This window comes from Volucribacter amazonae, assembly GCF_029783845.1.
In the GTDB taxonomy this organism is placed as follows: domain Bacteria; phylum Pseudomonadota; class Gammaproteobacteria; order Enterobacterales; family Pasteurellaceae; genus Volucribacter; species Volucribacter amazonae.
In genome coordinates this window covers 1,640,984-1,660,972 of record NZ_LWID01000001.1, presented here as the reverse complement: position 1 = coordinate 1,660,972, position 19,989 = coordinate 1,640,984, and the positions used below count along the sequence as shown (strand labels likewise).

The following is a 19,989-nucleotide window of genomic DNA, read 5'->3' as shown; positions in this document are numbered from 1 at the left end:
TCACTTGACCTTAGAGTTGCTCCAGAGTTTATCCTAATTTTGTTGATAAATCAGTAAATTTAGGAGGTAAAAATGTCCTGTTGTCAACCATCTTGTGTTACCCCTAGCCCTACCTACGCTAAGGTATTATGGGCGGTGTTAGCGATTAATTTTGTCATGTTTCTAGTGGAAATATTAGGTGGTTTACTCTCTGGTTCAACCGCATTATTGGCGGACGCATTGGATTTTTTCGGCGATGCGTTTAATTATGGGCTAAGTTTATGGGTATTAAATCGTGCATTATCGCTACGAGCCAAAGCTTCTTTATTGAAAGGGTATAGTTTACTGATATTAGCCATATTTATTTTGCTGACTTCGGTTTATCGCTTAGTTTGGGGCGATGTACCTAACCACTTTGAAATGTCGCTGATTGGGGGATTGGCATTATTAGCAAATGTTATCAGTGCGTTATTGTTGTATCGTTATCGGCAGGGCGATAGCAATATGACCAGCGTTTGGTTATGCTCTCGCAATGATGCCATTGGTAACATTTTGGTGGTATTTGCCTCAATGGCAGTATATTACAGCCAATCCAATTTACCTGATTTATTGGTGGCTGGCGTAATGGCATGGTTAGCGTTGCAAGCAGGTATTCGCATTATTGGTCAAGCAACGCAGGAATTGCAAAAGGAAAATGAAACAGGGGATTGAAATTTTTGCAAAACCCACCGCACTTTTCCCTATTCCTCAACTTTAATAATATCTTGCCATTGGATAATTTGCTGGCTAGCCCTATCCATCACTTGTAATTGTAGGGGCTGGTTGCTGGCTTTGTGGTGTAAGGCGAAAGGCGGTTCAATGGCAAGGTGTTGGCTTGCCCATTGTCTTAATAACAATAAAATCGGCAATAAATCTTCCCCTGCGGTGGTGAGTAGGTATTCTTCACGTGGTGGGTGTTCGCTGTATCGCTGTTTGTGCAAGATGCCTTGTTCGGTCAGTTGGTTGAGCCGTTTGGTTAGCATGGTGGGGGCGATGCCAAGTGCTTTGCGAAAGCCGTCAAAACGGGTTACGCCGTTAAAGGCTTCGCGTAAAATCAATAAATTCCAATGATTGCCAAGCAATTCGGCACTGGCAGCAATGGGACAAGTTTGTGTTTTCATAGGGTTACCTAGTTACTACTAAAAAGATATTGACTAAAGAGATGCCTTTATTGTAGCATTGTTACTATCATTTTGATAGTTACTCGGAGAAAAAAATGACCAATCCTTTATTTCAACCTGTTACCTTACCCAATGGCGTGGTGTTGCCAAACCGTCTCGTCAAATCCGCGATGGCGGAAAATATGGCTGGAGCAGGACAATTACCTGATGAAAAAATCTTCCATTTATATCAACGCTTTGCACAAGGCGGCGTGGGCTTGATGATTACGGGGAATGTGATGGTGGACGATAATGGCGTTAGCACCGCAGGCGACGTGGTGTTAATGGCGGATACCCCGCTTGCCCCCTTTGAACAATGGGCGAAAACCGCCCAACAGCAGGGCGGAAAAATCATTATGCAAATCAATCACCCCGGACGCCAAGCCATGGCTGGGCTGGGGAAACACACTTATGCCCCCTCTGCCATTGGCGTGAATTTGGGCAAATACAGCAAGCAATTTGTGCAACCGCAAGCCATGAACGAGCAGGAAATTCAACAAACCATTCAACGCTTTGCCGAAACGGCGAAACGTGCCGAGCAAGCTGGCTTTGACGGCGTGCAAATTCATGCCGCGCATGGTTATTTAATCAGTCAATTTTTATCGCCCCTTGCCAATCAGCGTGAAGATAAATGGGGCGGAAGCCTTGCCAATCGTGCGCGCTTTTTGCTGGAAGTGGTGGACGCGGTGCGCGCGGTGGTGTCGCCACAATTTATCGTGGCAATTAAGCTCAATTCCGCCGATTTCCAACGGGGCGGTTTTAGCCAACAAGATGCGCAACAAGTGATTGCCGCCTTAAATCATAAAGCCATTGATTTTGTGGAATTATCTGGCGGTAATTATGAAAGCCCAAGTTTGCTCGGCGAAAAAAGCCAAGATGAGCATACCTTAGCGCGCGAAGCCTATTTTCTTGAATTTGCCAAAGACATACAAAAAACCGCCCAAATGCCCTTGATGACCACAGGCGGTATCCGCCGTCAAGCAGTGGCAGAACAAGTGCTGGCGGCGGGTATGGCATTGGTGGGTATGGCAACCGCTTTGGCGCTCAACCCCAATCTTCCGCAACAATGGCAACAAGGCAACGCCATTGATGGGGAGCGGATTGAGATTCATTGGCAAGATAAAATGTTACGCAGCACCGCCATCATGATGATTGTTCAACGCCAGCTATTACGCCTTGCCACTGGCAAAAGTGCTGGCAGCAAACTCAATCCCATTTGGACGTTAATCCTAAGCAAATGGCGACAAGAGAAAAAGAAAAAACGCTATCAACAATGGTTAGCAACGCGCTAATCTTGCGTGTTCAGGCTGCCTTTACGCAGCCTGAAAATTTTTAAAAAACTGACCGCACTTTGTTTCTTGGCGTTTTTTAACATTGCAAAGTGAGTATTTAAATAATGAAGTTTATCATTTCTCAATTCCAGTTGTATCGGTTGCACATAAACGAATACGATGACCATCAGGATCTAATGCAACAAATGTATAACCGAACTCAAGCTCTGTTGGGAGTAATGCCATGGGTATATTTTTGGCTTGGAAATCACGATAAATATTATTTACTTCTTCTTTTGATATATCACTCAAACATAACTCAAAACCACCAAATGCTAATTGTGGTTTAGGTTCAATATCGTGTTTTGTTTGAAGTCCTAAAATAAAGCCGTCTTTCAATGAAAAAACAGAAAAACCAGGATAAGTCTCAATAGGTTCTTCACCCAAAAGGCTTTTATAAAATTCTGTGCTAATTTCAACGTTATCAACATATAAAATAATGCTATTTGGTTTAAACATAATACACCTCTTCATTTTAAGTTATATAGGAAAAAGCGAAGTTAATTTAATCCTGCTGATTGAATACTTTTTACACCAAAAACACCCCATAAACAACCCATTATGAAGAAAGCCTATATAAAAGTCGCCTAAAAACTTTCCCCAAACCCACCGCACTTTTGGTGGATATAAAAGAATAAGTAGGCAGATGAGGATTAAGGCTTAAGGTTTTTTTGTGTTCCCAAATATAGTCGTTCCACTTTAAAATGACGGTGTTGGCACGCCTCGCCGTACTATCTGTACTGTCTTCGGCGTGCCGCCTTGTCTTCACAAATTGAAACGACTATAAACCAAAAACCCAATTATAACCGCCACATTCAGCAAATGAATCACCAGCCAGCCTGCTGACCAATATAATAAACCGCCTGCCAACAACGCCGCTAATGTATTTGCCAAATAAGTGGCAGTGGCGTTCACCCCTTGCCATTGTTGCGGATTATCAGGGTAAGCATTGAGCAATAACGTCCCGCCGCTAAACATTAAACTCCAGCCCATACCCACCGCAATTAAGCACACCAGATAGCCCCCATATTCAGGCAGCCCATAAATAGCCAATGAACCCAATAAAAAACAAATTGCCCCCAGTTGAATAAGCGTGGTGATTTTGATTTTTTCTAACAGAAACGGCAAGGCTAACGCAGGGGCATACATGGCAATAAAATGCCATTGTAAAACCCTTGCACTTTGTTGCACATCATAATGATGCTGATGCATCACCAACGGCGTGGCGTTCATCATCAAGGTCATTAACGCAAAACCAATGGCACAGCTGAATGTTGCCAATAACACCGATTGAGGCATCGCCGATAAAGGAGGACGGCGATGGATTGCCACCATTTTTTGTTCATGGGGCAATACAATGGCAAGATGGACAAGCCCCGCTGCAAGAAATAAACAGAGGCTAATCATAAATGCCCCTAAAAACGGATACCCCATGATTAAATCTTGCCCTTTCGCCGCCAGCAAAGGGCCGATGACCCCACCAATAATCCCACTACCAATCAAGAAAGCGGTACAACGCCGCGTTTTGATGGGGTCAGCAAAAATTTCCGCCACAGCAAAACGATAATATTGATTAAACACCGTCGCCAAACCAAACACAAACGCCGCCAACACCAACAGCCAAAAATACCGCCCATATACCGCTAATATCGCCAATAAACTCGCCACCAAGCCCAAGCCACTGCTGAACAGAAAACCACGTCGCCGCCCATATTTCGCCATCACCTTACTGGCATAGCCCACCATTGCCATTGCCCCTAACACACTGGCAGCCAGTGGCAAACTCATCAGCCACGCCACAGGGGCAAGCTGTTTTCCAAGCAAGGGCAAGGTTAAGGTTAACAGCGAGACCACTGAACCGAGCAAACCTTGTCCCAATAATAAGGCGAAAAAGGTAACATTATTTTTCATATCGCCTCCTAAAAATAGAAAAATTTTATTATATGGTTTGATTAAGCAAAGAGAAATCAATTTTCTGAAAACCCACCGCACTTTCACAAGTCAATAAAAATTTCAGGCAGCCTGAAAATGTTTGCCAAACCGACCGCACTTTTACGCTTCTTGAAAACAATCTTTCAATAAACCCAGTACGGCGGATACTTTGGCAGGTAATTGGCGTTGACGGGTTACCGCGTAAAGATTGTAACGTGGTAATGAAATCTCGGGGAGAACGGCAACCAATTCACCGCTTTGCAAATAAGGGGCAATCTCCCCCGCAAGCTGGAGCGTAATGCCCTGCCCCGCAAGGGCGAGGGTACGGCAGGCAAGCAGTAAGGGGCAATGAAGGACGCGATGGCAAGGAATATCGCTGAGGGCGGTATGCTGAAAAAGCGTTTGCCAAACGCTGTCTTTGCTCACAATCCAATCGTGCTGGGCAAGTTCTTGCAGATTGTTGATGGGGTGTTGTTGCAAATAATGGGGGCTGGCACAAAGCACTAATTGCCAACTGGCAAGATAACGCGCAATCAAATGGCTATCCTTTAAAGGGGTGCTGGCGCGAATGGCAATATCAACTGGCTGTTGGCTTAAGTCTATGTGCTAGTCTTCTGGCAACAAATGGAGCTGAATATGGGGCAGTTGTCACTTGATTTGTTTGATTAACTGCTCAATGGGCGGGCTATTGACAAACCCTGACGGCAAGCTAATGCAAACCTCGCCACTGATTTCCGTTGTCAACGCGCGCAGCTGCTGCTCGGTATGCTCAAGCAAAAGTTGGATTTGGGCGGTTTGTTGCAATAATGCCTTGCCCGCTGGCGTGGGACTAAGACTGCGCGTACTGCGGTTGAGCAGTTTAACGCCGTAATGTTGCTCCAATTGGGTGAGTTGCTGGCTGACCGCAGAGGGGCTAATACCTTGTTGCTTGGCAACCGCACTCATACTGCCTTGTTGCAACACCTGATGAAACAGTAACAGTGCTTTGAGGTGTTCCATAAGATTATCTTTAAGTTTAACTTAAAACTGAAAGCGATTTTTCAGGTATTATCAAGAGAATAATCGCCTATTATAATCCGTTTACTTAAAAATAAAAATGATTGGAGAAAACCATGTCCTCATTACGCAAAGCCCATGAACGTGGCAAAAGTGAAACCGCTTGGTTGACAAGCCACCATAGCTTTTCCTTTGCCAATTATTACGATCCAAAATATCTGCATTTTTCCCATTTACGCGTCATCAATGAAGATATGATTGCGCCTAAGAGTGGCTTTCCGCTGCACCCACACCAAAATATGGAAATTTTAACCTATGTGCGACAAGGGCGCGTGGCGCATCAAGACAGCATGGGCAATCAAACCCAAGTGCAAGCAGGGGAATTTCAAATCATGTCCGCAGGAACAGGGATTTATCATGCCGAATTTAACCCAAGCGATAACGAACCCTTGCATCTCTACCAAATTTGGATTTTACCGCAACAAAAAAACATCACGCCACGCTACGAACAAGGGCAATTTGCCGACCAAGTGGGCGGTACGCTGATTTTATCGCCCCAGCCACAAGGACAGGCTTTACAAGTGTATCAAGATATGCAGTTATGGCGTTATCAATACCCAGCTAACCACGCCCCTGTCCGTCTTGAACTCAATGCCAAACGGCGTTATTGGTTGCAAATGATCAAAGGCGAACTACACCACACCGAATTGCGATTAAACGCAGGCGATGGGCTAGCTATTCGCCAACAAAGTCATTTAGCGCTCACGCCATTGAGCGACTGTGAGTTTTTGTTGTTTGATTTGCTCTAAAATATAAAATTATCGCTAACTTTAGCCCAAAGTAGGCTATTAAAAACTGTTACATTTGTAGGTAGCTTCATAAAACACCAAACAAACCACAAGGGATTATTTTTGAATATTCCCTTATTTTCGCCTATAATAACGACAGTTTTCAGGTAGCCAAATTTCCACTGGCTACCTTTCTTATTGCAATGAATTTCAATAGGTTTCAATATGTTTAATAAAATTTTCTCTTGGTTTGAAAATCGTCTTAATGCTTATCCCGATCAACAAGCAAGTACGCCAGAGAAAAAACTATTTGGGTTTATTTGGTCTAGCTTACAAGGTATGAAAGGCTGGATTTTGTTGTTGACGTTAATGACTGTCGGCATTGGCATTATGGAGGCATTACTGTTCCAATTTATGGGGACAGTCGTGAACTGGCTAACGGAATTTAGTCCGCAAACTTTATGGGTGGAGAAAAAATATGCCTTAATGGCAATGCTGGCGCTGTTGTTGCTAAGTATTGCTTGGCGTTTTGTGGCATCGTTAATCCGTTTACAAACCCTGCAAGGGGTTTTCCCTATGCGGTTGCGTTGGAATTTTCATCGTTTAATGCTTGGACAAAGTTTGAGTTTTTACCAAGATGAATTTGCGGGGCGGGTTTCTGCTAAGGTAATGCAGACGGCGTTGGCGGTGCGGGATACGGTGCTAACCATTGCGGATATGATGACCTATGTGGTGGTTTATTTTGTTACTTCTGGCATTGTATTGGTCAATTTAGACGGTTGGCTGGTCTTGCCTTTTATTCTATGGTTAGCAGGATTTGTGGTAATTTTACGTTTATTTATTCCTCGTTTAGCCAAAACCGCCGAGCGACAAGCGGACGCACGCTCCTTGATGACGGGGCGGATTACTGATGCTTATGCCAATATTACCACCGTAAAACTGTTTTCCCATGGCGAGCGAGAGGCGAGCTATGCCAAGCGTTCAATGCAAGAATTTATGGTTACTGTTCATGCACAAATGCGTTTAGCCACTTCATTAGATACGGTGGTGGGGGCGTTAAATGTAATGTTAATTTTAACCACCTCAATATTGGGGATTTGGTTATGGCAGCAACACAGCGTTGATGTGGGGGCGATTGCCACCGCGATTGCTATGGCGTTAAGAGTGGCAAATTTATCGCAATGGGTTATGTGGGAATCCGCTCGTTTATTTGAGAATATTGGTACAGTAAATGACGGTATGAATACCCTGTCTAAACCTCATACCATTGTGGATAAAACCAATGCAGCAGAACTAAAGGTCAATCAGGGGGAAATTCAATTTAACCATGTGAGTTTTGCTTATGATCCCCATAAACCTTTGTTGCAAGACTTTAATTTAACCATTAAGGCTGGGGAAAAAGTGGGCTTAATTGGGCGTTCTGGGGCAGGTAAATCCACTATCGTCAATTTATTGTTACGTTTTTATGAAGCACAAGCAGGGCAAATTACCATTGATGGGCAGGATATTACTCAAGTTAAGCAGGAAAGTTTGCGTAGCCAAATTGGTTTGGTAACGCAGGATACTTCGTTATTACACCGTTCTGTGCGAGAAAATATTATTTATGGTCGTCCACAAGCCAGTGATGAAGAAATGATGTTAGCGGCGAGCAAAGCGGAAGCTACCGATTTTATTCCGCTTTTAACTGATGCTCAGGGGCGAACTGGCTATGATGCGCAAGTGGGCGAGCGTGGGGTAAAATTATCAGGCGGACAGCGACAACGCATTGCCATTGCTCGGGTATTATTAAAAGATGCACCGATTTTATTGCTTGATGAAGCCACCAGTGCCTTAGATTCTGAAGTGGAAATCGCTATTCAGCAAAGTTTAGATAAGATGATGGAAAATAAAACGGTGATTGCGATTGCCCACCGTCTTTCTACCATTGCTTCAATGGATCGTTTGATCGTGTTAGATAAAGGGCAAATTGTTGAGCAAGGTACGCATAATGAATTATTGGCGAAAAATGGCTTGTATGCCAAACTTTGGGCTCATCAAAGTGGCGGTTTTCTTAGTGAGGATTAGCGAGGATTAATGAAACTGATTCGTGTCGCCTTAGCTGTCCCTTTAATGCGTTGTTTTGATTATTTGCTTGATGAACAACAGACCTTAGCCATTGGTAGCCGAGTATTAGTGCCTTTTGGGACACAAAAAAAAGTGGCGGTGGTGGTGGATTTTCCTCCTCAATCAGATTTGCCAAGGGAACAATTAAAGCAGGTCATTGAGGTTTTGGATCAGCAAAGCCTGTTTCAGCCCACATTGTGGCAATTACTTCACTGGGCAGCCAATTATTATCAAGCCCCCTTGGGCGAGGTGTTATTGCAAGCCTTGCCTGTTAAATTACGGCAAGGGGAAAGTGCGGTGCCAAAAGCAAAAATTTTGTTAAAACTCACCGCACTTGGTGAGCAAGCCTTGCATAATGATATGCTGAAACGTGCGCCAAAACAGCGACAAGCCTTGCAACAATTAAGCCTTTCCCAGCAGGATCATTCTTCCATTAGCCGAACCATTTTGCACCCTTTAATCCAAAAAGGCTTGGTTATTGAGCAACAACAGTTTGAGAAAGAACAATCTTGGCAACAACAATTAGCGGATAAACCGCTGGTCAATCAGGATAACCGTTTAACCCTAAATAAACAGCAAGCCCTAGCCATGAGCCAATTAGTGTTTCAACAAGGCTTTGCCGCTTTTTTGTTGCAGGGGGTAACGGGTTCAGGCAAAACCGAAATTTATTTGCAGTTGATTGAGGAAATCCTAAAAAAAGGGCAACAGGTGTTAGTGTTAGTGCCGGAAATTGGCTTGACCCCACAAACCGTACAACGCTTTCAAGCAAGGTTTAATGTGGCGATTGAGGTGCTACATTCCCATTTAAACGACAATCAACGTTTGCAGGCTTGGCAACGCGTGAGAACAGGGCAAACGGCGATTGTAATAGGCACACGTTCGGCGTTGTTTAGTCAATTTGTCAATTTAGGCTTGATTATTATTGATGAAGAACACGACAGTTCTTTTAAGCAACAAGAGGGTTGGCGTTATCATGCCCGAGATTTGGCGGTGCTTTATGCTAAATTTTGTGATATTCCCATTGTGATGGGTTCGGCAACCCCAAGCCTTGAAAGCCTAAATAATGTACAAAATGGCAAATACAAGGCAATTCAACTGACTCAACGAGCAGGGCAAAGCACAGCGGTTCAACAACAGATCATTGATTTGAAAAAGCAAGCGGTGCAACAAGGGCTTTCCCACCAATTATTAGCCCGTATGCAAGATCATTTGCAAAAAGGCAATCAAGTCTTGTTGTTTCTTAATCGGCGTGGTTTTGCCCCTGTGTTGTTATGCCACGAATGTGGTTGGATTTGCCAATGTCGCCATTGTGAAAAGCCCTATACTTATCATCAACAGCAACAAGTTTTGCGTTGTCATTATTGCCACGCTCAACGCACAATTCCTCATCAATGCGAATCTTGCGGCTCAACCCATTTAATTACCACAGGCTTAGGCACAGAACAACTTGAGCAAGCCTTACAACAGCGTTTTCCACAATATCATATTACTCGCATAGACCGAGATAGTACCGCGCGCAAGGGCAAATTAGAAGCGCATTTAAAGGATATTCAACAGGGCAAAAGCCAAATTCTTATTGGAACGCAAATGTTAGCCAAAGGGCATCATTTTCCCAATGTTACCCTAGTGGCGATTGTCAATGTGGATAGTGCGTTATTTTCCCTTGATTTTCGTGCGGAAGAACGTTTGGCACAGCTTTATGTGCAAGTGGCTGGGCGTGCAGGGCGAGCGGAAAAACAAGGCGAGGTCTTGTTGCAAACCCATTACCCTGACCACCCTTTATTACAAGCCTTATTAACAGGCGGTTATCCTGCCTTTGCCGAGCAAGCCTTGCATTTACGCCATAGTATGGGGTTACCACCATTTTCAGCACAAGCCTTATTTAAAGCTCAAAGTCGTGATAATCATTTGGCAGAACAAGCCTTGCAACAGGTGGCGGATTATTTTCAGCAACAACAGCTTACAGGTTTACAAATTCTTGGGGCTATGCCTGCCCCTCATAGCAAAAAAGCAGGACAATATCGCTGGCAATTATTGTTACAATATCCTTCTCGTCAAGGGTTACAACAGATTTTACAGCAATTTCATCAGCAATCCTTTGAGTTGCTTAATAAAGTACGTTGGTCACTAGATATTGATCCGCAAGAATTTGCATAATTATCTTGCATTAATTAAATAATTATTCATAATAAGTGAATAATTAGTCATTAAGTGAATTTGCTTGAAACAACTTGCTTGCTCATTTAAAATGGACAAGTTTAGCACAGCTAAATTTTCAGACACGATTTGGTAATTGATAAAAGTGCGGTGGGTTTTCCCACAATTTTTTATGCGTAGTCGTTTCAATTTAAAATTAAGACAAGGCGGTATGGCGAGGCGTGCCAACACAATATTATTTTAAAGTGGAACGGCTATAAAATTACTAAGTTGTGGTTAATGAGCATTCGTAAGTGTTCAACCAAACAAACAATATTTTTAGGAGTAATCCATGTCTGAACCTGCAATTTTAGTGTTGGCTGATGGCTCGGTCTTTTACGGCTCATCAATTGGCATTAACGGTCATTCTGTCGGCGAAGTGGTGTTTAATACCTCTATGACAGGCTACCAAGAAATTCTTACCGATCCCTCTTATTATCAACAATTAGTTACTTTAACCTATCCCCATATTGGCAATACAGGTACCAACAGCGAAGATGTTGAATCAGATCGCATTTATGCCTCGGGCTTAATTATTCGTGATCTGCCATTGCTACATAGCAATTTTAGAGCCAATGCCAGTTTAAAAGAGTATTTAATCGCTAATCAAGTGGTGGCGATTGCGGATATTGATACTCGCCGTTTAACCCGTTTATTGCGTGAAAAAGGGGCACAAGCGGGCTGTATTATGGCAGGCAATATTGATGAACAACAGGCATTAGCATTGGCTCAACAATTTGGATCAATGGCAGGGAAAGATTTGGCACAACAGGTTACCCATTCTGAACCCTATGTTTGGCAACAGGGCGAATGGCAATTAGGGCAAGGTTTTAGCCAAGCTGATAACGCCGAATATCATATTGTGGCTTATGACTTTGGGGTAAAACATAATATTTTGCGTATGCTCGCTCAACGTGGTTGTAAAATTACGGTTGTGCCAGCCAAAACCTCAGCGGAAGAAGTATTAGCCTATAATCCTGACGGCATTTTTCTTTCTAATGGCCCCGGTGATCCAGAACCTTGCGACTACGCAATTAACGCCATTAAAACCTTATTAGCCAGTAAAAAGCCGATTTTTGGTATTTGTTTAGGGCATCAATTATTAGGTTTAGCGGTTGGGGCAAAAACCAAGAAAATGGCATTTGGTCATCATGGGGCAAATCACCCAGTGCAAGACCTTGCTAGCCAAAAGGTATTTATCACTAGCCAAAATCATGGCTTTGAGGTTGATGAAGACAGTTTACCGAGCAATGTTAAGGTTACCCACCGTTCCTTATTTGACCATTCAGTACAAGGGATTGAATTAGTGGATCAACCAGCCTTTTCGTTCCAAGGACACCCAGAAGCAAGCCCCGGCCCACAAGATGTAGCTTATTTATTTGATAAATTTATTGGTTATTTAAAGCAAACGAAAGCCTGTTAAGAGAAAAAGAAATTATGCCAAAACGTACTGATATAAACAAAATACTGATTATTGGGGCAGGGCCTATTGTGATTGGGCAAGCCTGTGAGTTTGATTATTCTGGCGCTCAAGCCTGTAAAGCCTTACGTGAAGAAGGTTATCAAGTTATCTTAGTTAATTCCAACCCCGCCACCATTATGACCGATCCGAATATGGCGGACGTAACCTATATTGAGCCTATCCAATGGCAAACCCTCGCCAAGATTATTGAGAAAGAACGCCCTGATGCCATTTTGCCAACAATGGGCGGACAAACTGCATTAAATTGTGCCTTAGACTTAGCCAAACATGGCGTGTTGGCAAAATACCAAGTGGAACTGATTGGGGCAAGCGAAGATGCCATTGATAAAGCGGAAGATCGTGGGCGTTTTAAACAAGCCATGACAAAAATCGGCTTGAATACACCAAAATCTTTTGTTTGCCATAGCTTTGATGAGGCTTGGGCGGCACAAGCGGAAGTGGGCTTTCCTACCCTTATTCGTCCCTCTTTCACTATGGGCGGTTCTGGCGGTGGTATTGCCTATAATCGTGATGAATTTCAAGCCATTTGCGAGCGTGGTTTTGATGCCTCGCCTACCCACGAACTGTTAATAGAACAATCGGTGCTAGGTTGGAAAGAATATGAAATGGAAGTGGTACGCGATAAAGCGGATAATTGCATTATTGTTTGTTCCATTGAAAACTTTGATCCTATGGGCGTGCATACTGGCGACTCTATTACCGTTGCCCCTGCACAAACCTTAACGGATAAAGAATATCAAATTATGCGTAATGCCTCTTTAGCGGTATTGCGAGAAATTGGGGTGGATACAGGCGGTGCGAATGTTCAGTTTGCCATAAATCCTGCCAACGGCGAAATGATTGTGATTGAAATGAATCCAAGGGTAAGCCGTTCTTCCGCCCTCGCCTCAAAAGCCACAGGTTTTCCAATCGCTAAAGTGGCGGCGAAATTGGCAGTGGGTTATACCCTCAATGAATTGCGTAATGATATTACAGGCGGATTAATCCCTGCCTCTTTTGAACCCTCTATTGATTATGTAGTTACTAAAGTGCCACGTTTTGCCTTTGAAAAATTCCCACAAGCGGACGATCGCTTAACCACCCAAATGAAATCGGTGGGCGAAGTTATGGCAATGGGACGTACCTTCCAAGAGTCTTTACAAAAAGCCCTGCGTGGCTTAGAAACAGGGATTTGTGGCTTTAATTTAATGTCTGAACAACCTGAAAAAATCCGCCAAGAATTAGCTAACCCTGGACCGATTCGGATTTTATATGTGGCTGATGCCTTTGGAGCAGGCTTTAGCCTAGAAGAAGTTCATCATTACAGCAAAATTGATCCTTGGTTCTTAGTGCAAATTCAGGATTTGGTGCAAGAAGAATTAGCCTTAGAACAACGCCAATTAGCAGATTTAGATTATCACGAGCTACGCCGTTTAAAACGCAAAGGTTTTGCTGATAAACGCATTGCTCAACTTACTCAATCTAGCGAGGCAGAAGTGCGAGCCAAACGTCATAGCCTCAATTTACACCCTGTGTATAAACGTGTAGATACCTGTGCAGGCGAGTTTTCCTCTGATACCGCTTATTTATATTCTAGCTATGAGCAAGAATGTGAAGCTCGCCCTAGTCAACGTAAAAAAATTATGATTTTAGGCGGCGGTCCAAACCGTATTGGGCAAGGGATTGAGTTTGATTATTGCTGTGTACACGCCGCCCTTGCTTTACGTGAAAGTGGTTTTGAAACCATTATGGTAAACTGCAACCCTGAAACCGTCTCTACGGATTTTGACACGTCGGATCGCTTATATTTTGAACCATTGACCTTAGAAGATGTATTGGAAATTATCCATGTTGAGCAACCTTATGGCGTAATTGTGCATTATGGCGGACAAACCCCATTAAAATTAGCCAATGCTTTACATGAAAATGGCGTAAATATTATTGGTACTTCAGCGGATAGCATTGATGCCGCAGAAGATCGTGAGCGTTTCCAACAAATTTTACAACAATTACAGCTAAAACAGCCTGAAAACCGTACCGCTCGTAACAGCCAAGAGGCGTTAGTGTTAGCAAATGAAGTAGGCTATCCTTTGGTGGTGCGTCCGTCCTATGTGCTAGGGGGGCGTGCGATGCAAATTGTGTATAACGATGAAGAACTTAATCGCTATATGCAAGAGGCGGTGTCCGTATCAGAAGATAGCCCAATTTTATTGGATCATTTCTTAAATAATGCCATTGAAGTGGACGTTGATTGTATTTGCGATGGCGAACAAGTATTTATTGGTGGCATTATGCAACATATTGAACAAGCTGGTATTCATTCTGGCGATTCCGCTTGTTCCTTACCGCCTTATTCATTAAGTCAAGCTATTCAGCAAGAAATCCGCCGTCAAACCATTGCCATGGCAAAAGCCTTGCTGGTGGTGGGCTTAATGAATGTACAATTTGCGGTACAAAATGAGGTGGTTTATGTCTTAGAAGTCAATCCTCGTGCTTCTCGTACGGTGCCTTTTGTGAGTAAAGCCACAGGTGTACCGTTAGCCAAAATTGCCGCCAGAGTAATGGCGGGCATTTCCTTGCAACAACAGCAGATTTATCAAGAAGTTACCCCGCAATTTTATGCGGTAAAAGAAGCAGTATTCCCTTTTATAAAATTCCCGGGGGTAGATACCATTTTAGGCCCTGAAATGCGTTCAACCGGCGAAGTTATGGGCATTGGCAAAACCTTTGCCGAGGCCTTTATTAAAGCTCAAATGGGGGCTGGCGAGCGTATCCCGAAAACAGGTAAGGTCTTTGTTTCCGTTGATGACAAGGACAAACCTCGCTTATTGGCAGTAGCAAAAGCCTTACAACAACAAGGTTATGGTTTGTGTGCCACCTTAGGCACTGCGCAATATCTGCGTGATAATGGGGTAAGTGTACAAACGGTAAATAAGGTGCGTGAAGGTCGTCCGCATATTGTTGATGCCATTAAAAATGGCGAAATTGCTATGGTTATCAATACGGTAGGCAACTTGCCAGAATCGGTAACAGATAGCCATTCTATTCGCCGTAGTGCCTTGCAACAAAAGATCTTCTACCAAACCACATTGGCTGGGGCAGAGGCATTGGCTGAAAGTGTGCAATGTTTAGATCAGTATGATGTATACGCTATTCAACAGCTACATTAATTGGGATAGCCACTGTTAAGCAGTGGCTATCAAGGTTCTACTTGGTAGAACGATTATATTTGGTAAAATTTTTCAAAAAAAGACCGCACTTTTTATCTAAAATAAGGAACAGACTATGCCGATCAATCTTCGTAACCGTCATTTTTTACGTTTAATGGATTTTACCCCACGTGAAATTCAATATTTATTAGATCTGTCAAGCCAATTAAAACAAGCCAAATATACAGGCACAGAACAACCTCGTTTAACAGGTAAAAATATTGCACTGATTTTTGAGAAAACCTCAACACGCACCCGTTGTGCTTTTGAGGTTGCCGCTTTTGATCAAGGGGCAAAGGTGTCCTATATTGGTCCAAGTGGTTCACAAATTGGGCATAAAGAATCTATGAAAGATACTGCTCGTGTGTTAGGGCGTATGTATGACGGTATTCAATATCGTGGTTATGGGCAAGAATTAGTAGAAATTTTAGCCCAATATTCTGGTGTACCTGTGTGGAATGGGCTAACCGATGAATTTCACCCAACCCAAATTTTAGCGGACTTTTTAACCATGTTAGAGCATGGCGAAGGTAAACGTTTAAACCAAATGAAAATGGCATATTTAGGCGATGCTCGCAATAATATGGGAAATTCGTTAGTTGAGGGGGCGGCATTAATGGGCTTAGATTTGCGTTTAGTTGCCCCTAAAGCCTTTTGGCCAGAACAAAAACTGCTTGATGAAGTGGCGGAAATTGCCCGCAAAACAGGGGCGAAAATTACTTGCACTGAACAAGTTGAGCAAGGTGTCAAAGGGGTAGATTTTCTTTATACGGATATTTGGGTATCCATGGGTGAACCTGAACAGGCTTGGCAAGAGCGGATAAACTTAATGAGGCCTTATCAAGTGAATGCACAATTATTGCAATTAACCGAAAATCCAAAGGTAAAATTTATGCACTGCTTGCCTGCTTTCCACGATGAACATACCACCATAGGTAAGCAAATGGCACAGCGTTATGGAATGAATGGATTAGAAGTTACCGATGAAGTCTTTGAGTCCGATGCCTCTATTGTATTTGATGAGGCGGAAAACCGTATGCACACCATTAAAGCGGTAATGGTTGCTACATTGGGCTAAATTTTTCCTAAAGGGAATAGTCATTAGACTATTTCCTTTGTGTTAATACATTTCTTCTTTATCTTTATGGCGTAAAAAATGGCTAATCTAAATATTTCTTATGAAGTACAACAAGATATTACGCGGGTATGCGCTTACACAGCTTTGCTATTGTTACAACATGGTGCAGAAAGTACCTTGATTGTGCAAATTACCGAACGGCTAGGATTAGCTTTAGGCATAGATTCGGTGGAATGTGCTTTAACCCCCAATGCCATTATTCTAACCACACGCTATCAAGATCGTTGTATTACCACCACCCGCAAAAACCAAGATAAGGGCATTAATATGTATATTGTAACGGAAGTGCAACATATTATGCTGGCGGCTGAACACAAAATCTATGATCTCGCTATGGTAAAAACAAAGCTCAATCAACTTGCACCGCTAAAATATAATCGTTGGCTAGTGATCGTAATGATTGGTTTATCTTGTGCCGCCTTTGCTCGTTTATCTGGTGGCGATATTATTACTTGTGCAATAACCTTTGTCGCTGCAATGTGTGCAATGTTTGTACGCCAAGTACTAGCCATACAACATTATAATCCCATCATTGTTTTTGCCATTACCGCCTTTGTAGCTACATTAATTGCAGGCTTAGGTTTAAAATACGAATTAGGCAATGATCCGCAAATTGCTATTGCTTCAAGTGTCTTATTATTAGTTCCCGGCTTTCCCTTAATTAATGCCCTTGCTGATGTGTTAAAAGGGCATGTTAATATGGGTATTGGACGTTGGGCAATCGCAACGATATTAACCTTGGGGGCTTGTATGGGGATTGTCTCCGCCCTATCCTTGCTGAATATTCATCAATGGGGAGGCTACTAATGCAGTTATTAAGCTTGCTAGAAGACGCACTACTTTCCGCCTTGCCAGCCGTAGGGTTTGCCTTATTATTTAATGTACCTACCACCGCATTAAAATATTGTGCCATATTAGGGGCATTGGGGCATCTTTCACGAACATTATTATTAACTCTTGGCATTAATCTTATACCTGCCACTTTTCTTGCTGCCGCTTTGGTGGGCTTTATTGGCGTAAAACTCTCACAACATTATTTAGCTCACCCCAAGGTATTTACCGTTGCCGCTATTATTCCAATGATTCCCGGCGTATATGCCTACAAAGCTATGATTGCCATTGTGCAAATTAATTATTATGGGTACAACCAAACATTACTCTCACAAGTATTAGAAAATTTTGTAAAAACAGGTTTTATTTTAGGAGCATTAGTCTTTGGCTTAGCTCTACCCGGTTTGTTATTTTATCGCCAGCGTCCTGTTGTTTAGCATTTAGAGTCGTCCCACGTTAAATAGCCTGACTATATCAAAAATTTTTAGCTTAAAAAGAAGCATTTTTATGTTTTTGTGAAAGACTTATGTATAATATACAGTTCATTTTTTAGTAATAAAAAGGAAAGTTATGTTGAAAAAATTCTCTTTATACCTGATTGCCTTATTGCTGTCCGCTTGCTCTGTTTCTTCTTATATTCCCTTTGTCAATAAAGAAAAAGCGGTTATTGCATTAGATAAAACAGCAATCGATCAAAAATCTTATGCTGTGGCGTATGAAACCACTGTGCAAAGTTATAGCGACCGAGTCGGACAGGATTACGATGTGAATTCTTTTACTAGTGGCGTAAATGATTGGTATTTAGGACGAATTTTAGTACCGATTGAACAAATTAAGCAAAATCTCAATCAGGGTATGAATGATAATAATGTATATGCTTATTATAGTGGCGTGGTATTTGCCGCCGATTTGCAAGCGAATTTTAGCCGTTTAAGCGCCACTTGCTGGGATAATATTGATCGTCCAAGTATGACGCAAGGAATTTATGATGCGATGCGTGATTTGCAGAAAAATAAAGTGCGGTCAGAAAATGATGAATTTTTAACGCAAGGTAGCGAACAATTATTACAAGTTTGCCAAGCAAAATAAATTAGGATTGTTAGCAAAGGAGGGTGTTAAAACCGTCCTTTTATTTTTAATAGTCGTTCCACTTTAAAATAATACAATGTTGGCACGTTTCGCTGTACTATTTGTACTGTCTTTGGCGTACCGTCTTATCTTATTCTAAATTGAGACAACTATATCAAGAAAGCTAAAACGTTTTTTCTAAAATCAACAAGAGGAAATTAGAATGTTTAATTTACCCGAAGATAACATTCATTTAGCGGCGAAAGCCGACAATAAACAACAAGCCATTGAGCAGGTGGCACAAGCATTAGAGCAAGCAGGTTATGTAGAGGCTGGCTATTTGCAAGGTATGCTTGCTCGTGAACAACAAACCTCCACCTTTTTGGGGAATGGTATTGCTATCCCTCATGGTACGCTAGACACCCGTAATATGGTGAAAAATACGGGCGTGCAGGTATTTCAATTTCCGCAAGGGATTGAATGGGGCGAGGGCAATTTAGCTTATGTGGTAATTGGGATTGCTGCCAAATCTGATGAACATTTGGCATTGTTACGCCAATTAACCCATGTACTTGGCGATGAAGAAGTCGCCGCCTCTTTGGCTAATCTTGCGGATCGCAAAAAATTTCGTGCTATTTTAATGGGCGAGGGCGAAGCGTTGCAGGTTAAACAGGAAAGCATTAGCCTTGATATTGACAGCGAAAGTTTATTAACCCTGACTGCCATTAATGCGGGCAAATTACAACAACAAGGGGCGGTAAATGAACAATTTGTGGCGGAAGTGATCGCCAATCCTGCCTTGCCTTTGACCGAGGGATTGTGGGTAACCGATAGCTTAACAGGTAATGTAAAAAATGCCCTTGCCTTTAGTCGTGCTAAAAATACTTTTAGTAACAATGGCAAAGCGGTGCGTGGTGTGCTAACCATTGCAGCGGCAGATGATCAAATCAATGAATTATTGGCTCGTTTATTAGAGCCTCAAGTACAGCAGTTATTACTCAATGGCGAGCTTAACCAAATTGTAGCAGGTTTAAATGGCAAAGAAATTCCTGCTCAAGAGCAACGCCAAACCAGTGAAAAGAGCAGTGAAAGCACAACCACTGCCCCAGCTGGTGCGGTAATTGGTACTTTTACTATTCGTAATGAACACGGCTTACACGCTCGCCCAAGTGCGGTTTTAGTCAATACGGTTAAACAATTTAATGCCAAAATTAGCGTACAAAACTTAACACGCAATAGTGCGGAAGTCAGTGCTAAAAGTTTGATGAAAATTGTTGCCTTAGGGGTAACACAAGGGCATCGTTTGCGTTTTGTGGCTGAAGGCGATGACGCACAACAAGCCATTGAAGCCATTGGTAAAGAAATCGCTAATGGTTTAGGCGAAAGCGTTTCTGCTGTACCGCCTGCCGAAGCTGATAGCATTGAAGTAGCCAGCTCAACCGCACCACAAGCGAGCCCAAATACCGCTGCCCCAGCTGGCGATGAAGTAGAAGGCATTTTTACTGTACATAATGAACATGGTTTACACGCACGTCCAAGTGCAGTGTTAGTAAATGAAGTGAAAAAATATAATGCCACAGTGAGCGTACAAAATCTGGATCGCAATTCTGCCTTAGTCAGTGCCAAAAGTTTGATGAAAGTGGTGGCATTAGGGGTAACCAAGGGACAGCGTTTGCGTTTTGTTGCCACTGGCGAACAAGCTCAACAAGCCATTGACGGTATTGGACAAGCTATTGCCAATGGATTGGGGGAATAAA

17 protein-coding genes are annotated in these 19,989 nt (G+C 42.7%); 12 read left to right on the top strand and 5 right to left on the bottom strand.

All coding sequences use genetic code 11. From position 1 onward, the window contains the following. The first annotated feature begins 72 nt into the window (after positions 1-72). Positions 73-690, top strand: a complete 618-nt coding sequence (locus A6A20_RS07965; protein ID WP_279572926.1) for a cation efflux transmembrane domain-containing protein — start codon at positions 73-75, stop codon at positions 688-690. 29 nt (positions 691-719) lie between these two features. Here the strand turns inward: A6A20_RS07965 and A6A20_RS07960 are convergent, their stop codons facing one another. Beyond that, positions 720-1,139, bottom strand: a complete 420-nt coding sequence (locus tag A6A20_RS07960) for a winged helix-turn-helix transcriptional regulator (protein WP_279572925.1) — start codon at positions 1,137-1,139, stop codon at positions 720-722. 95 nt (positions 1,140-1,234) lie between these two features. Here A6A20_RS07960 and A6A20_RS07955 point away from each other — a divergent pair, with 95 nt between their 5' ends. Then, positions 1,235-2,470 (top strand): NADH:flavin oxidoreductase/NADH oxidase family protein, encoded by a 1,236-nt coding sequence (locus tag A6A20_RS07955; protein ID WP_279572924.1) that lies wholly within the window; start codon positions 1,235-1,237, stop codon positions 2,468-2,470. A gap of 114 nt (positions 2,471-2,584) precedes the next feature. Here the strand turns inward: A6A20_RS07955 and A6A20_RS07950 are convergent, their stop codons facing one another. From A6A20_RS07950 to A6A20_RS07935, 4 genes are all read right to left on the bottom strand, one after another. Then, positions 2,585-2,968 carry a VOC family protein gene (locus tag A6A20_RS07950; RefSeq protein ID WP_279572923.1) on the bottom strand — a complete coding sequence of 128 codons (384 nt, stop codon included), beginning with the start codon at positions 2,966-2,968 and terminating at the stop codon, positions 2,585-2,587. A gap of 306 nt (positions 2,969-3,274) precedes the next feature. Continuing rightward, positions 3,275-4,420 carry an MFS transporter gene (locus A6A20_RS07945; protein ID WP_279572922.1) on the bottom strand — a complete coding sequence of 382 codons (1,146 nt, stop codon included), beginning with the start codon at positions 4,418-4,420 and terminating at the stop codon, positions 3,275-3,277. A 141-nt stretch (positions 4,421-4,561) separates the two neighbouring features. Further along, on the bottom strand, positions 4,562-5,044 hold the full coding sequence (locus A6A20_RS07940; RefSeq protein ID WP_279573770.1) for a LysR substrate-binding domain-containing protein: 483 nt from the start codon (positions 5,042-5,044) through the stop codon (positions 4,562-4,564). A gap of 45 nt (positions 5,045-5,089) precedes the next feature. After that, positions 5,090-5,440, bottom strand: coding sequence for a LysR family transcriptional regulator (locus A6A20_RS07935; RefSeq protein ID WP_279572921.1), 351 nt, complete (start codon positions 5,438-5,440; stop codon positions 5,090-5,092). 113 nt (positions 5,441-5,553) lie between these two features. Between A6A20_RS07935 and A6A20_RS07930 the strand changes: the two genes are divergently transcribed. The 10 genes from A6A20_RS07930 to fruB all read left to right on the top strand — a co-directional run bounded on the left by A6A20_RS07930 (position 5,554) and on the right by fruB (position 19,988). Then, on the top strand, positions 5,554-6,246 hold the full coding sequence (locus A6A20_RS07930; RefSeq protein ID WP_279572920.1) for a pirin family protein: 693 nt from the start codon (positions 5,554-5,556) through the stop codon (positions 6,244-6,246). A 204-nt stretch (positions 6,247-6,450) separates the two neighbouring features. Beyond that, on the top strand, positions 6,451-8,289 hold the full coding sequence (locus A6A20_RS07925; RefSeq protein WP_279572919.1) for an ABC transporter ATP-binding protein: 1,839 nt from the start codon (positions 6,451-6,453) through the stop codon (positions 8,287-8,289). A gap of 9 nt (positions 8,290-8,298) precedes the next feature. Next, the gene (gene priA / locus A6A20_RS07920; protein WP_279572918.1) at positions 8,299-10,485 is read left to right on the top strand and encodes a primosomal protein N'; all 2,187 of its coding nucleotides are present in this window, start codon (positions 8,299-8,301) and stop codon (positions 10,483-10,485) included. Positions 10,486-10,816: 331 nt separating this feature from the next. After that, positions 10,817-11,947, top strand: coding sequence for a glutamine-hydrolyzing carbamoyl-phosphate synthase small subunit (gene carA / locus A6A20_RS07915; RefSeq protein WP_279572917.1), 1,131 nt, complete (start codon positions 10,817-10,819; stop codon positions 11,945-11,947). Positions 11,948-11,961: 14 nt separating this feature from the next. Continuing rightward, on the top strand, positions 11,962-15,156 hold the full coding sequence (gene carB / locus A6A20_RS07910) for a carbamoyl-phosphate synthase large subunit (protein ID WP_279572916.1): 3,195 nt from the start codon (positions 11,962-11,964) through the stop codon (positions 15,154-15,156). Between the two features lie 115 nt (positions 15,157-15,271). Next, positions 15,272-16,273: an ornithine carbamoyltransferase gene (gene argF / locus A6A20_RS07905; RefSeq protein WP_279572915.1), complete on the top strand. Its 1,002-nt coding sequence runs from the start codon at positions 15,272-15,274 to the stop codon at positions 16,271-16,273. A gap of 78 nt (positions 16,274-16,351) precedes the next feature. Next, complete coding sequence (locus A6A20_RS07900; protein WP_279572914.1) at positions 16,352-17,140, top strand: threonine/serine exporter family protein; 789 nt, start codon at positions 16,352-16,354, stop codon at positions 17,138-17,140. Next, on the top strand, positions 17,140-17,601 hold the full coding sequence (locus A6A20_RS07895) for a threonine/serine exporter family protein (protein ID WP_279572913.1): 462 nt from the start codon (positions 17,140-17,142) through the stop codon (positions 17,599-17,601). The genes A6A20_RS07900 and A6A20_RS07895 overlap by 1 nt, the downstream gene beginning before the upstream one ends. A gap of 133 nt (positions 17,602-17,734) precedes the next feature. Continuing rightward, positions 17,735-18,253 carry a hypothetical protein gene (locus tag A6A20_RS07890; protein WP_279572912.1) on the top strand — a complete coding sequence of 173 codons (519 nt, stop codon included), beginning with the start codon at positions 17,735-17,737 and terminating at the stop codon, positions 18,251-18,253. 202 nt (positions 18,254-18,455) lie between these two features. Further along, positions 18,456-19,988 carry a fused PTS fructose transporter subunit IIA/HPr protein gene (fruB, locus tag A6A20_RS07885; protein WP_279572911.1) on the top strand — a complete coding sequence of 511 codons (1,533 nt, stop codon included), beginning with the start codon at positions 18,456-18,458 and terminating at the stop codon, positions 19,986-19,988. Position 19,989 lies beyond the last annotated feature (1 nt).

Coding starts and splice junctions, on each gene's coding strand:
- A6A20_RS07965 (WP_279572926.1), top strand. CDS start 73: ATGTCCTGTTGTCAACCATCTTGTGTTACCCCTAGCCCTACCTACGCT.
- A6A20_RS07960 (WP_279572925.1), bottom strand. CDS start 1,139: ATGAAAACACAAACTTGTCCCATTGCTGCCAGTGCCGAATTGCTTGGC.
- A6A20_RS07955 (WP_279572924.1), top strand. CDS start 1,235: ATGACCAATCCTTTATTTCAACCTGTTACCTTACCCAATGGCGTGGTG.
- A6A20_RS07950 (WP_279572923.1), bottom strand. CDS start 2,968: ATGTTTAAACCAAATAGCATTATTTTATATGTTGATAACGTTGAAATT.
- A6A20_RS07945 (WP_279572922.1), bottom strand. CDS start 4,420: ATGAAAAATAATGTTACCTTTTTCGCCTTATTATTGGGACAAGGTTTG.
- A6A20_RS07935 (WP_279572921.1), bottom strand. CDS start 5,440: ATGGAACACCTCAAAGCACTGTTACTGTTTCATCAGGTGTTGCAACAA.
- A6A20_RS07930 (WP_279572920.1), top strand. CDS start 5,554: ATGTCCTCATTACGCAAAGCCCATGAACGTGGCAAAAGTGAAACCGCT.
- A6A20_RS07925 (WP_279572919.1), top strand. CDS start 6,451: ATGTTTAATAAAATTTTCTCTTGGTTTGAAAATCGTCTTAATGCTTAT.
- priA (WP_279572918.1), top strand. CDS start 8,299: ATGAAACTGATTCGTGTCGCCTTAGCTGTCCCTTTAATGCGTTGTTTT.
- carA (WP_279572917.1), top strand. CDS start 10,817: ATGTCTGAACCTGCAATTTTAGTGTTGGCTGATGGCTCGGTCTTTTAC.
- carB (WP_279572916.1), top strand. CDS start 11,962: ATGCCAAAACGTACTGATATAAACAAAATACTGATTATTGGGGCAGGG.
- argF (WP_279572915.1), top strand. CDS start 15,272: ATGCCGATCAATCTTCGTAACCGTCATTTTTTACGTTTAATGGATTTT.
- A6A20_RS07900 (WP_279572914.1), top strand. CDS start 16,352: ATGGCTAATCTAAATATTTCTTATGAAGTACAACAAGATATTACGCGG.
- A6A20_RS07895 (WP_279572913.1), top strand. CDS start 17,140: ATGCAGTTATTAAGCTTGCTAGAAGACGCACTACTTTCCGCCTTGCCA.
- A6A20_RS07890 (WP_279572912.1), top strand. CDS start 17,735: ATGTTGAAAAAATTCTCTTTATACCTGATTGCCTTATTGCTGTCCGCT.
- fruB (WP_279572911.1), top strand. CDS start 18,456: ATGTTTAATTTACCCGAAGATAACATTCATTTAGCGGCGAAAGCCGAC.